Source organism: Enterobacter cloacae complex sp. AR_0002, assembly GCF_001922365.1.
Classification (GTDB): domain Bacteria; phylum Pseudomonadota; class Gammaproteobacteria; order Enterobacterales; family Enterobacteriaceae; genus Enterobacter; species Enterobacter hormaechei_C.
On the sequence record NZ_CP018814.1, the window covers coordinates 4,427,720 to 4,441,080 of the forward strand.

Consider the following 13,361-nt stretch of genomic DNA (forward strand, 5'->3'; position numbering starts at 1 on the left):
ACACCCCGGCGAGGATGATATGAAAAGCACATCGACAACCAACAGAACTGAATATTACAAAATCAGCAGCTTTATCTTTCTCTATTTCTTTACCTGGTCTGCCAGTATTGGTCTGCTGGCGATCTGGCTCGGTCAGAAAGCCAACCTGAGCGGATCGGTGATTGGAACCGTCTTTGCGGTGAACGGGATATTCTCCGTAATTCTTAAACCGATCTACGGCTATATTCTCGATAAGATCGGCATGAGCAAATATCTGCTCTATTTTGTGGTGATCATGTCGGCCCTGATGGCGCCATTCTTTATTTATGTTTACCAGCCGCTGTTAATGTCTAATACCCTGCTCGGGATTATTATCGGCGCGCTCTATTTAAGCTTTGCCTGGTACGCGGGCGTGGCGGCGTGTGAATCCTATTCCGACCGCTTTAGCCGCTTAAACGGCATGGAGTTCGGGCAAATTCGCATGTGGGGTTCGCTCGGCTGGGCGGTGGCATCGTCCTTCTCCGGCCTGCTGTTTAACCTCTCACCGGCGTATAACTTTATTCTCGGCAGCGTGGCGTCAGTGGTGATGCTGATTGTCCTGCTGAGCCTGAAAGTGAACACTAACTCCGCTCACGCAGGCGAGGTGCTGACGAAAGAGAAAATCGCCCCGTCAGACGTTTACGCCCTGCTGCGAAACCGCAAATTCTGGGCCTTCTGCCTGTACGTGGCGGGCGTGGCGTGGATGATGTTTATCGCCGAGCAGCAGTTCTCGCGCTATTTCGTCACCTTCTTCGACGATATTCACCAGGGCAACGCGGTATTCGGTTATCTCGGGACCGTGCAGTCGGGCATGGAGTTCGTCATGTATATGGTGATCCCGCTGTTTGTGAACTTTATTGGCGCCAAACGCGGGCTATTAATTGTCGGGCTGGTGGTCGGGGCGCGTCTGATTATTTCCGGCATGTGTGATTCTCACCTGTTAATTTCAGTGCTTAAGCCGCTGTACGGTCTGGAAATTTGTCTCCTGCTGGTGTCGGTATTTAAATATATCGCCGAGCATTTCGACAAGCGCGTCAATGCCACCATGTATTTACTCGGCTATCAGGCGATGCTCTACGTTGGCAACGTGGTGGTCTCTTCCCCTGCCGGCTATATGTATGACCGTATTGGCTTTGAGCACACCTATATCATCATGGGCGCAACGGCGCTGACCTTTACCCTTATTTCTGCTTTTACGTTATCCGCCTGTCAGAGCAAATGGCGCGGGGCTCGTGCGCTGAATGTAGCAGAAACGTCAACACGATAAATTACGCCGTCAAAGAAGGAACCGAAATATGTTAAGTCGTATCAAAGAAGAACGTCTGCCTGTTATCGCTGCGCCCGTTGACTCCCGCACATTCAGCGATGAACTGAATTCGGCGCGCAGCCACGTTCTGGACCTGATTAGCCGTCATTTAACGGAGTTCGGCGACAAATTCCCGGCGGAAACCTGCCAGAAAGGTTTTTATCCGCTGACTGACAACGTGGAGTGGACCACCAGCTTCTGGACCGGGCAGCTGTGGCTGGCGTGGGAGATGAGCGGCGAGGAAAAATTCCGTGCGATGGCGGAAAAACACGTGCGCTCGTTTGGCCTGCGCATCGCCGGGCGCAACGACACCAATACCCACGATTTAGGCTTCCTTTACACGCTCTCCTGCGTAGCCGCGTGGCGGCTGACCGGAAACCGCGAGGCGCGCGGCTTCTCGCTGCTGGCGGCGGAAGCCCTGCTGGAACGCTTCCACGAGAAGGCGAAGATCATCCAGGCGTGGGGCGATCTCTCCGATCCGGAGCAGGCCGGGCGAATGATCATCGACTGCAACATGAACCTGCCGCTGCTCTACTGGGCAACAGAGCAGACGGGCGATCCGCGCTTTGCCGACGCCGCAAAAGCGCACGTCATGCAGGCGGCGACGTATCTCATTCGTGACGATGCCTCCACCTTCCACACCTACTATATGGATGTGGCAACCGGCGCACCGCGCTACGGCAACACCCAGCAGGGCTACGCCGACGACTCCTGCTGGTCGCGCGGGCAGGCTTGGGGCATTTACGGTTTCCTGCTGAGCTATATCTATACCGGCGACGAGACGATGATCGCTCTGTCAAAACGGCTGGCGAACTACTTCCTCAATCGCCTGCCGGAAGACTACGTCTGCCACTGGGATCTGGCGCTGGTGGGCACCGACGCGCTGCGTGACTCTTCCTCGGCGGCAATTGCGGTGTGTGGACTGCTGGAGCTGGTGAAACATCTGCCGGTCACAGATCCGGATCGCGAACGTTACCTCGAATGGGCGAAAGGGATTATGTCCTCGCTGACAAAGCACTATCTGATGGGTAAAGAAGAGAAGGGCAACGGGCTGCTTAAGCACTCTGTGTATCACCTGGCGAGCAATAAAGGCGTGGATGAGTGCGCGAGCTGGGGCGATTACTTCTACGTCGAGGCGCTGGTGCGCTTCACACAGAGCTGGAAGCTGTACTGGTAACGGGCAGCGGTATCACCACCCAAGCACCTCTTTAATGGCGCGCCGGTAGGGCGTATCAAGCTGGGCAGGCACGCGGCAAATATAGTCCCGCGCATGGCTGCGGGTCTGTCCGCTGAGGCCGTCGAGATAAGCGATGGCCTCGTCCACGGCAGGAACCCTGCCTTCCTGCGACGCGCTTCTCGGCGGAAGCCCGGTCCAGATGATCGCTTCAATACCTTTCTCCCTGGCCCATGTTGTCAGGATACCCGTGTCGCGTCCGGTGATTAGCAACGAGCCAATGCCATCGCAGCGATCCTCGGGAATGGCTTCGCGCTCACGCAAAGCGCGGCAGGCCACGCTCAACGTTGTGGCCTCCAGCCATGCCCAAAGCACCGGCACGGCAGGGGCATTCATACAGATGGCGGTCGCCAGTTCACCGCCATCACTGACCCGACAGAACTCGACGGGCAAAGAAGGCCCGTCGGTTTGCCACTCACCGGCTACCGGTAGCGCGCCGCTTTTCCAGATTAACGAGCCCCAGCCAAGACAAGCGATTTTCATGCTGTTCCTCTGCGCGACGTGAACCAATAGCCTCAGACGTTATGCCTTAGGAATACGCAGCGTCTGGCCGGGATAAATTTTATCCGGGCTGGAGAGCATCGGGCGGTTCGCCTCAAAGATCTTGTTGTACTGATTGGCATCGCCGTACACGGTTTTAGAGATGGCGCTCAGGGTATCGCCGGATTTCACCGTATAGTAGGTTGCTTCATCTTTGGCGTCTGTCGCGGTGATATTGTTCTCCACCTCGCTGACGCCCGCGATGTTGCCGACGGCGACCTGGATTTTTTCTTTCTGCTCCTGCGTTAGCCCGTCGCCCGTTACGCTGGCCTTGCCATCGGTGACGTTAACCTGAACTTTATCGGAACCGGGAATGTTGAGTTTCTTGAGGTGCTCGGTGATTTTGTCGCTCTGACCCTTATGATCGGTCAGGTTGTCCCAAAGCTTTTCGCCTGCTTCTTTCACGAAGTTAAAAAGACCCATTCCATCCTCCTGTTAAACATGAAGTCAGAATAAGCATAGCAGTTGAGCGGTAAGGTGATAAAAAAAGCCCGGTGGCGTTAACGCTTACCGGGCCTGCGGGGGAAAGTTGTAGGCCGGGTAAACGTAGTGCCACCCGGCAAATTTCACAGAACTTAAACCCCTTGCTCCAGAATACGGATGTGGGTTTCCAGAACGTCCCCTTTCACCGCGTCGCTCCACGCTTTCATATGCGCGGTCTGCAAATGGGCTTCAAGGTGCGCGACGGTTTCCCACTGCTCCACCATGATGATAGAGTCTGGCGCGGTCGCCTGGAAGCTTGCGCTGGTGGCGGCGTCTACCATCGGCGCGTAGCCGTGGCAGCCTTCTTCTTTCAGTACGGTCGGGATGATCTTCGCGAACTCATCCAGTACTGCCTGGCGGTGATGTTGGCCAGGACGCGTACGGATTTCAGCAATAACGGTAAGCATAATTAACTCCTTCTAATTCCAGGCTACCAGTTAAGCAAAAATTTCCGCGAGATGCTTGCGATATTCTGCGATATAGCGCGGGACGTCCGGCATTTTAATTACGTCGTTGACGATAAAGGTCGGCAGCGGCTCCATACCCAGGAACTGATTCGCCTTGTGGAACGGCAGATACGCGCCGTCTACGCCCACGCCTTCGAAGAACTGATCTTTCTCGGTGAACGCTTCCAGCGGCGCGTTCCAGGTCAGGGAGAGCATATATTTTTTGCCCTGAATCAGACCGCCGGAACCGTATTTTTTAGACGCATCTGAACGGGTGCGGCCGTCGCTGGCATACAGCGAACCGTGACCTTCGGTAAACACATCGTCCATGTATTTTTTCACGGTCCACGGTGCGCCCATCCACCAGCCCGGCATCTGCCAGATCACCACGTCGGCCCACAGGAAGTTCTGCACTTCGGCCTTCACGTCGTAATCGCTGTCCGCGCGCACGACCTTAACATCATGTCCGGCGTCGCGCAGGAAACCATCCGCGACCTCGGTCAGGGTGTCATTCAGCTGGCCTTTAGAGTGCGCAAATTCTTTCGCGCCGTTGATAATCAGAATGTTGCTCATTATTTGTCCTCGATGATGAGAGTATGCCGGGTATTCTACGCGCGAGGACGGAGCGGAAAAATAAGCAAAATGTGCAAAGTCTTTTGCGCTCAGCGCAATAATCTTACCAGCTGACGGTCACCGCAAAACCCCCTTCCGGCGCATTGCCCAGCGAGACGCGCATCCCGTGCAACGCCGCGATACGCTTGACGATAGACAACCCCAGACCGCTGCCGGTGGCGTCCTGGCCCGGTGGACGATAAAAGCGCTCGCCGAGACGCGTCAGCGCATCGGTTGAAATGCCCGGGCCGTTGTCGCGCACGGTAAAGCTTTGGGTGTTCAGCGTCACGTCCACCACGCTGCCGCGCGGGCTGTAACGAACGGCGTTGTCCAGCAGGTTACGCGCCAGAAGGCTCAGCAGTAGCGGCTGTCCGTGACGCATCACCTCGGGCGCATTAGCGTTGAGCCGAACATCAATGCCCGCCTGCTGCGCCGGATGCCAGATATCCAGCACCGCGGATTGCAGCAAATCGGCCATCATCACGGGTTCGACGTCATCAAGATTATCCAGTGAATCCAGGCGCGACAGGGTGAGAAGCTGATCCACCAGCCGGGAGGCGCGGTCGATGCCTGCGTGCAATTGCCCCAGCGCTTTAGACTGCGCCCCGGGATCGTCAAGGGAAAGCTGCGCCACGTCGGTTTGCACCTTCAGCGCGGCCAGCGGGCTGCGCAACTCATGGGCGGCATCCGAGGTGAAGCGACGCTCGCGGGCCATCATCTCCTGCGTACGGGCGAAAAGATGGTTAAGCGCATCAAGCAGGGGGCGAACCTCCGTCGGCACGCCGTGGGTGGGCAGCGTATCGGTCGCATCCGGGGAGCGCGAGCGCAGGGTCTGCGCCAGCTTTTTCAGCGGTTTCAGTTCCCGGCTCAGCAGAACAATCAGCAACAGCAGCATTATGGGCAGCGCCACCAGCCACGGCGTCAGCTGCGAGCTGACCACGTCCAGCGCCATATCCTGTCGGTACTCCCACTCCTGGCCAACCACCACGCGGTATTTCCCGTCCGGAGAAGTCAGCCACAGGAAACGCCATTCGTCGTTGTCATCCTGCAACCGACCGTCATCAAACCCGTCCCGGCGGTAGAGGTAAGGTATGTCGCGCCCGTTTTCGCCGTCGTTAAGCACCATGCTGCCGTCGGCGGTGAAGATTGCGAAGGCCAGCGCATCGTCGTCAAGATGGCCGTGTTTGGCTTTTTTCGGCACCTCGCGCATGCGTTCCGGGGCGCGAAGTTCGTCCACGTCCATCGTCAGCAGCCGTTTGGCAAACAGCATCTGCTGGGTATCGAACAGCTTATCGAGCTTGTCGGTCGTCTGGTGCCAGGCCACCACGCTTGCGGCAAACCAGGCCGCCAGGGACAGCAGCAAAAAGAGGAGCGTCAGGCGCAGCTTCAGGCTCAGGCGTTGGGTCAGTTTCATGCGTCACCCAGGGTATAACCGATGCCGTGCACGGTGCGGATAAAGTCGCTGCCGAGCTTGCGGCGTAAATGATGAACGTGGACTTCGACAGCGTTGCTGGAGACGTCATCATCCCAGTTGTAGAGCTTCTCCTCGATGGCCTTGCGCGGCAGCACGCGGCCCGCGTTGCGCATCAGCAGTTCCAGCAGGGCGAACTCTTTGGGTTTGAGCACCAGCGTTTCGCCCTCCAGCGTGGCGACAAGGCTTGCCGGATCGAGCGTGACCTTGCCGTGACGCAGCTCGCTGCGCGCCTGCCCGTGGCTGCGGCGTACCAGCGCTTCCAGACGGGCCGCCACTTCAATTAGCGCGAACGGCTTACACAGGTAATCATCCGCCCCCAGGCGTAACCCTTCGACGCGCTGATTCAGCGCATCCCGCGCGGTCAGGATCAGCACCGGTTCGCTCTTTCCGCTTTCGCGCCAGGCGCGCAGGATCTCAAGCCCGTCGATCTCCGGCAGCGTTAGATCCAGCACCACGGCATCATACGGCGCGGTGTACAGGGCCGCCTGCCCGGTTTTCCCGTCGGTAAACCAGTCCACGTTAAAGCCCATTTTGCTTAAGCCCGCTTTGATGCCGTCGCCAATGAGCTTGTCGTCTTCTACCAGTAAAATGCGCATATTTCCTCCTTGATGCCGTCAGTAAACCTTTTGCAAGCGCCTGCTGTACAGTAAAAATAAATAAATTTTCCCCTTAAGAAGTTGTTAAGGTTTACCCTGTTTAATGGATTGTGAAACGACATTAAAGGGAGAGATAAAGATGAAAAAATTCGCTGCAATTGCTGCCATCATGATGATGACCACGGCCCCTGTCTTTGCTGCACAGGGTGGCTTCTCTGGCCCATCTGCGACACAGAATCAGACGCAAACCCAGCAGGGTGGCTTTGTCGATAACAACGCCAACCTCACCACCGCGGCTAAAGTGAAAGACCTGAAGGACGATGCCTGGGTGAAGCTGCGCGGGAACATTACCGAGCGCCTGTCCGATGACCGTTACACCTTCCGCGATGAAAGCGGCACGGTGGTGGTGGAGATCGACCACAAGCGCTGGAACGGCGTGACGGTGACGCCGCAGGATAAAGTCGAACTCCAGGGTAAAATCGATAAAGACTGGAACGAGTTTGAAATCGACGTGAAGCAGGTTATCAAGCTGAACAAATAACCCGAAAAGGGCCGCATAAGCGGCCCTTTTTCTTTGTGACTCAACTCGTCAGATAGGGTAGTATCTGCGGCAATATTGCCTGAAACCCTTCGGTTTCTGAGTTGAGGAATCACACGTAATGAGCGATATGGCAGAGCGCCTCGCGCTACATGAATTCACGGAAAATGCCTACCTGAACTACTCCATGTACGTCATCATGGACAGGGCGTTGCCGTTTATCGGGGATGGCCTGAAGCCCGTTCAGCGCCGCATCGTCTATGCGATGTCCGAACTGGGGCTGAACGCTACCGCCAAGTTTAAGAAATCCGCCCGTACCGTCGGCGACGTGCTGGGTAAATACCATCCGCACGGCGACATCGCCTGCTATGAAGCGATGGTGCTGATGGCCCAGCCGTTTTCTTATCGCTATCCGCTGGTGGATGGCCAGGGGAACTGGGGGGCGCCGGACGATCCGAAATCCTTCGCGGCAATGCGTTATACCGAATCTCGCCTGTCTAAATATGCCGAAGTGCTGTTGGGCGAGCTGGGGCAGGGCACGGTCGACTGGGTGCCAAACTTCGACGGTACGATGCAGGAGCCGAAAATGCTGCCTGCGCGTCTGCCGAACATCCTGCTGAACGGCACGACCGGTATCGCCGTGGGCATGGCGACGGACATTCCGCCGCACAACCTGCGTGAAGTGGCAAAAGCGGCCATCACCCTGATTGAGCAGCCAAAAACCTCGCTGGACGATCTGCTGGATATCGTGCAGGGGCCGGACTATCCGACCGAAGCCGAGATCATCACCTCGCGTGCGGAAATCCGCAAAATCTACCAGAACGGTCGCGGCTCCGTGCGCATGCGCGCGGTGTGGAATAAAGAGGATGGTGCCGTGGTGATCACCGCGCTGCCGCACCAGGTGTCCGGTGCGAAGGTGCTGGAGCAGATCGCCTCCCAGATGCGCAATAAAAAGCTGCCGATGGTGGACGACCTGCGCGACGAATCGGACCACGAAAACCCGACCCGTCTGGTGATCGTGCCGCGCTCTAACCGCGTGGACATGGAGCAGGTGATGAACCACCTGTTCGCCACTACCGATCTGGAAAAAAGCTACCGCATCAACCTGAACATGATTGGTCTGGACGGTCGTCCGGCGGTGAAAAACCTGCTGGAGATCCTTACCGAATGGCTGGCCTTCCGCCGCGATACGGTGCGCCGTCGTCTGAACCATCGCCTGGAAAAAGTGCTTAAGCGCCTGCATATCCTCGAAGGTTTGCTGGTGGCGTTCCTCAACATTGACGAAGTGATCGAGATCATTCGTACCGAGGACGAACCTAAGCCTGCCCTGATGTCGCGCTTTGGCATCAGCGAAACTCAGGCCGAAGCGATCCTCGAACTGAAATTGCGCCATCTCGCCAGACTGGAAGAGATGAAGATCCGAGGCGAGCAGAACGAGCTGGAAAAAGAGCGCGATCAGCTTCAGGCGATTCTGGCGTCCGAGCGCAAGATGAACACCCTGCTGAAGAAAGAGTTGCAGGCCGATGCCGACGCCTTTGGCGACGACCGACGTTCTCCGCTGCACGAGCGCGAAGAGGCGAAGGCGATGAACGAGCACGACATGCTGCCGTCCGAGCCGGTGACCATTGTGCTTTCCCAGAGCGGCTGGGTGCGTAGCGCCAAAGGCCACGATATCGACGCGCCGGGTCTGAGCTACAAATCCGGTGATAGCTTCAAGGCGGCGGTGAAGGGCAAGAGCAACCAGCCGGTGGCGTTTATCGACTCCACGGGCCGCAGCTACGCCATCGACCCGATCACGCTGCCGTCTGCGCGCGGCCAGGGCGAACCGCTCACCGGTAAGCTGACGCTGCCGCCGGGTGCCACGGTTGAGCATATGCTGATGGAAGCCGACGATCAAAAACTGCTGATGGCGTCTGATGCGGGCTACGGCTTTATCTGTACCTTCAACGATCTGGTGTCGCGTAACCGTGCCGGTAAAGCGCTGATTAGCCTGCCGGATAACGCACACGTCATGCCGCCGCTGATCATCGAGAACGAAAGCGACATGCTGCTGGCGATCACCGCTGCCGGACGTATGCTGATGTTCCCGGTCAGCGATTTGCCGGAGCTGTCGAAAGGCAAGGGCAACAAGATCATCAGTATCCCGTCAGCGGAAGCGGCAAAAGGCGAAGATAGCCTCGCGCATCTCTTCCTGCTGCCGCCGCAGAGCACGCTGACCATTCATGTCGGCAAGCGTAAAATCAAACTGCGTCCGGAAGAGTTGCAGAAGGTGGTGGGTGAGCGCGGACGTCGCGGCTCACTGATGCGCGGCCTCCAGCGAATCGACCGCGTGGAGATTGACTCGCCGGCGCGCAGCAAAGCGGACGACAGCGAAGAGTAACCTGTTTCATCCCCCTCTTTCCGGAGGGGGTATTACCATAAAATTTCCCGTAAAAACGTTGTTAATTCGTGCGTTGCGATTAACAATACGCGCTCGTAATAAAGTCCTTACCTGGCCACAGGTGAAGTATAATTGTCAGCTGTCAGGGCTTCAGAGGTCGCTATGCTATACATTGTTCGTCTCATTCTTACCGTTATTTATTGCATTCTGGTCTGTATTTTCGGATCGATTTATTGCCTGTTCAGCCCGCGTAACCCAAAGCATGTCGCGACGTTTGGCCACATGTTTGGTCGTCTTGCGCCGCTGTTTGGCCTGAAGGTTGAAAAGCGTCTGCCTGAAGGGGCGGAGAATTTCGGTAACGCCATCTATATCGCTAACCATCAGAACAACTACGATATGGTGACGGCCTCAAATATTGTTCTTCCGCCGACCGTAACCGTGGGCAAAAAAAGCCTGCTGTGGATCCCCTTTTTCGGCCAGCTGTACTGGCTCACCGGTAACTTGCTGATTGACCGCAACAACCGCGCCAAAGCGCATGGCACCATTGCGGAAGTGGTGGATCAGTTTAAAAAGCGCCGGATTTCCATCTGGATGTTCCCGGAAGGGACGCGCAGCCGTGGTCGCGGCCTGCTGCCGTTCAAGACCGGCGCGTTTCATGCTGCAATTGCGGCTGGCGTTCCAATTATTCCCGTGTGTGTTTCCAATACATCGAATAAGATTAATCTTAACCGTCTGAATAACGGACTGGTCATTGTCGAAATGCTGCCGCCGGTAGATACCTCTAAATACGGTAAAGACCAGGTGCGCGAGCTGGCCACGCACTGCCGCGAGCTGATGGCTCAGCATATTGCGCAGCTCGATAAAGAAGTTGCAGAGCGAGAAGCCGCCGGTAAGATTTAACCCGGTGTCGTGTAAGGGAAAACGAATTCCCGCGTTGTTAGTCGTTTCAGATGGAGCTTATATGTCACTCAGTCGGCGTCAGTTTATTCAGGCTTCGGGTATCGCCCTTTGTGCGGGTGCGATACCGCGGACAGCCAGCGCCGCCGGGCAGCAACAGCCGCTGCCTATTCCGCCGTTGATTGAATCCCGTCGCGGGCAGCCGCTATTCCTCACGCTTCAGCGTAGCCACTGGTCCTTTACCCAGGGAACGCGCGCGCAGGTATGGGGCATTAACGGACGCTACCTCGGGCCGACCATTCGCGTGTGGAATGGCGATGACGTTAAGCTCATCTACAGTAACCGTACGACGGAAAATGTCGCGATGACCGTCAGTGGTTTGCAGGTGCCGGGGCCGCTGATTGGCGGCGCGGCACGCATGATGTCGCCGAATGCCGACTGGGCGCCCGTCCTCCCGATTCGTCAGAGCGCGGCGACATTGTGGTATCACGCCAATACCCCGAACCGCACCGCCCAGCAGGTCTACAACGGCCTGGCCGGAATGTGGCTGATTGAAGATGAGGTCAGTAAAACGCTGCCGATCCCGAATCACTACGGCGTCGATGATTTCCCGATCATTATTCAGGATAAGCGACTGGATAACTTTGGTACCCCGGAGTACAGCGAGCCGGGCAGCGGTGGCTTTGTGGGCGATACGCTGCTGGTTAACGGCGCGCAAAGCCCGTATGTCGAAGTGTCTCGTGGCTGGGTGCGCCTGCGTCTGCTGAATGCCTCTAACTCGCGCCGCTACCAGTTGCAGATGAGCGACGGCCGCGCGCTGCACGTGATTTCAGGCGATCAGGGATTATTACCTGCGCCGGTGTCGGTGAAGCAGCTGGCGCTGGCGCCAGGCGAACGTCGTGAAATCCTCGTGGATATGACCAACGGGGATGAAGTGTCCGTGACCTGCGGCGAAGCGGCAAGCATTGTTGACCGTATTCGCGGCTTCTTTGAACCGTCGAGCGTGCTGGTCTCCACGCTGGTGCTGACGCTGCGCCCGACCGGCCTGTTGCCGCTGGTGACCGACAGCCTGCCGATGCGCCTGCTACCGCAGGAAATTGTGACCGGCCCGGCAGTACGCAGTCGCGATATCAGCCTTGGCGACGATCCGGGCATCAACGGCGCGCTGTGGGACGTAAACCGCATTGATATCACCGCCCAGCAGGGAACCTGGGAGCGCTGGACCGTCCGCTCGGAGATGCCGCAGTCGTTCCATATTGAAGGGGTGTCATTCCTGATCCGCAACGTCAACGGGGCGATGCCGTTCCCGGAAGACAGGGGCTGGAAAGATACCGTCTGGGTGGATGGCCAGGTCGAACTGCTCGTCTACTACGGCCAGCCTTCCTGGCCGCACTTCCCGTTCCTGTTCCACAGCCAGACCCTGGAGATGATGGACAGGGGATCGGTAGGGCAGATGCTGGTGAATCCGGCACCGTAAAACACTTTCTCCCTCTCCCTGTGGGAGAGGGTTGGGGTGAGGGCAACAGCCCGCACAATACCCCTTCATTTCCCCCGGTAAACCAGCGTATAATCCCGCTCCTTTTGTCTATTTTTTCTTCGGAAGCATTATGAGCGCTATTTCCCTGATCCAGCCGGATCGCGACCTCTTCTCCTGGCCCCAGTACTGGGCAGCCTGCTTTGGACCGGCGCCTTTCCTGCCGATGTCCCGTGAAGAGATGGACCAGCTGGGCTGGGACAGCTGCGATATTATTCTGGTGACGGGCGATGCGTATGTCGATCACCCGAGCTTTGGCATGGCGATCTGCGGCCGTATGCTTGAAGCCCAGGGCTTCCGCGTGGGGATCATCTCCCAACCTGACTGGAACAGCAAAGACGACTTTATGCGTCTGGGCAAGCCTAACCTGTTCTTCGGCGTGACCGCGGGCAACATGGACTCGATGATCAACCGCTATACCGCCGACCGTAAGCTGCGCCATGACGACGCTTATACGGCTGACAACGTGGCGGGTAAACGTCCCGACCGCGCAACCCTCGTCTACACCCAGCGATGCAAAGAAGCATGGAAAGACGTGCCGGTGATCCTGGGCGGCATCGAAGCGAGCCTGCGCCGTACCGCACACTATGACTACTGGTCCGACACCGTGCGCCGTTCGGTGCTGGTGGATTCGAAAGCCGACATGCTGATCTTCGGTAACGGTGAGCGTCCGCTGGTAGAGGTGGCACACCGTCTGGCGCAGGGCGAAGCGGTCAGCGAGATCCGCGACGTGCGCAACACCGCGATCATGGTGAAAGAGGCGCTGCCGGGCTGGAGCGGGGTGGATTCCCGCATTATCGATATGCCGGGCAAAATCGATCCTATCCCGCATCCGTACGGTGACGATCTGCCGTGCGCGGATAACAAACCGGTTGAGCCGAAGAAAGCGGAAGCAAAAGCCGTGGTGGTGCAGCCGCCGCGTCCGAAGCCGTGGGAAAAAACCTATGTGCTGCTGCCGTCCTACGAAAAAGTAAAAAGCGATAAAGTACTCTACGCCCACGCGTCGCGCATCTTACACCATGAAACCAACCCCGGCTGCGCGCGAGCGCTGATGCAAAAGCACGGCGAGCGCTATATCTGGGTTAACCCGCCGGCGATCCCGCTCTCTACCGAAGAGATGGACAGCGTGTTTGCTCTGCCGTACAAGCGTGTACCGCATCCGTCATATGGCAGCAGCCGCATTCCGGCGTACGAGATGATTCGTTTCTCGATCAACATCATGCGCGGCTGCTTCGGCGGGTGCTCCTTTACTCTTGTTTTTATGTATTTAGAGTTAAACTCTACTTTTCTATTTTTAGAATTC

General features: G+C 57.3%; 12 protein-coding genes and 1 pseudogene. 7 read left to right on the plus strand and 6 right to left on the minus strand.

The annotated features are described in order from the left end of the window. Window positions 1-19: 19 nt before the first annotated feature. Together AM329_RS21980 and AM329_RS21985 are read left to right on the plus strand one after the other, a co-directional pair. Window positions 20-1,285 carry an oligosaccharide MFS transporter gene (locus AM329_RS21980; protein ID WP_003862510.1) on the plus strand — a complete coding sequence of 422 codons (1,266 nt, stop codon included), beginning with the start codon at window positions 20-22 and terminating at the stop codon, window positions 1,283-1,285. 28 nt (window positions 1,286-1,313) lie between these two features. Beyond that, window positions 1,314-2,501, plus strand: a complete 1,188-nt coding sequence (locus AM329_RS21985; RefSeq protein WP_032607914.1) for a glycoside hydrolase family 88 protein — start codon at window positions 1,314-1,316, stop codon at window positions 2,499-2,501. Window positions 2,502-2,513: 12 nt separating this feature from the next. Here AM329_RS21985 and AM329_RS21990 read toward each other — a convergent pair whose 3' ends face one another. From AM329_RS21990 to qseB, 6 genes are all read right to left on the minus strand, one after another. Next, a complete protein-coding gene (locus AM329_RS21990) occupies window positions 2,514-3,041 on the minus strand; it encodes a hypothetical protein (protein ID WP_032607912.1) in 528 nt (175 codons plus the stop codon). Window positions 3,042-3,080: 39 nt separating this feature from the next. Then, the gene (lysM, locus tag AM329_RS21995) at window positions 3,081-3,521 is read right to left on the minus strand and encodes a peptidoglycan-binding protein LysM (RefSeq protein ID WP_003862507.1); all 441 of its coding nucleotides are present in this window, start codon (window positions 3,519-3,521) and stop codon (window positions 3,081-3,083) included. 152 nt (window positions 3,522-3,673) lie between these two features. Beyond that, on the minus strand, window positions 3,674-3,988 hold the full coding sequence (locus AM329_RS22000; RefSeq protein WP_003862506.1) for a putative quinol monooxygenase: 315 nt from the start codon (window positions 3,986-3,988) through the stop codon (window positions 3,674-3,676). Between the two features lie 30 nt (window positions 3,989-4,018). Continuing rightward, a complete protein-coding gene (locus tag AM329_RS22005; protein WP_032607911.1) occupies window positions 4,019-4,600 on the minus strand; it encodes an NAD(P)H-dependent oxidoreductase in 582 nt (193 codons plus the stop codon). 103 nt (window positions 4,601-4,703) lie between these two features. Continuing rightward, a complete protein-coding gene (qseC, locus tag AM329_RS22010; protein WP_032607910.1) occupies window positions 4,704-6,053 on the minus strand; it encodes a quorum sensing histidine kinase QseC in 1,350 nt (449 codons plus the stop codon). Beyond that, the gene (qseB, locus tag AM329_RS22015) at window positions 6,050-6,709 is read right to left on the minus strand and encodes a quorum sensing response regulator transcription factor QseB (RefSeq protein ID WP_023323747.1); all 660 of its coding nucleotides are present in this window, start codon (window positions 6,707-6,709) and stop codon (window positions 6,050-6,052) included. The genes qseC and qseB overlap by 4 nt, the downstream gene beginning before the upstream one ends. Before the next feature lie 139 nt (window positions 6,710-6,848). Between qseB and AM329_RS22020 the strand changes: the two genes are divergently transcribed. The 5 genes and pseudogenes from AM329_RS22020 to AM329_RS22040 form a co-directional block, all read left to right on the plus strand. After that, a complete protein-coding gene (locus AM329_RS22020) occupies window positions 6,849-7,250 on the plus strand; it encodes a YgiW/YdeI family stress tolerance OB fold protein (protein WP_003862501.1) in 402 nt (133 codons plus the stop codon). A gap of 118 nt (window positions 7,251-7,368) precedes the next feature. Further along, entirely contained in the window at window positions 7,369-9,627 is a 2,259-nt protein-coding gene (gene parC, locus AM329_RS22025; RefSeq protein WP_022651867.1) for a DNA topoisomerase IV subunit A, read from the plus strand. A gap of 162 nt (window positions 9,628-9,789) precedes the next feature. After that, entirely contained in the window at window positions 9,790-10,527 is a 738-nt protein-coding gene (plsC, locus tag AM329_RS22030; RefSeq protein ID WP_003862497.1) for a 1-acylglycerol-3-phosphate O-acyltransferase, read from the plus strand. 61 nt (window positions 10,528-10,588) lie between these two features. Further along, entirely contained in the window at window positions 10,589-12,001 is a 1,413-nt protein-coding gene (gene ftsP / locus AM329_RS22035) for a cell division protein FtsP (RefSeq protein ID WP_003862496.1), read from the plus strand. Between the two features lie 130 nt (window positions 12,002-12,131). Beyond that, a pseudogene (locus tag AM329_RS22040) lies at window positions 12,132-13,307 on the plus strand (YgiQ family radical SAM protein); the annotation flags it as partial. Between the last annotated feature and the right edge of the window lie 54 nt (window positions 13,308-13,361).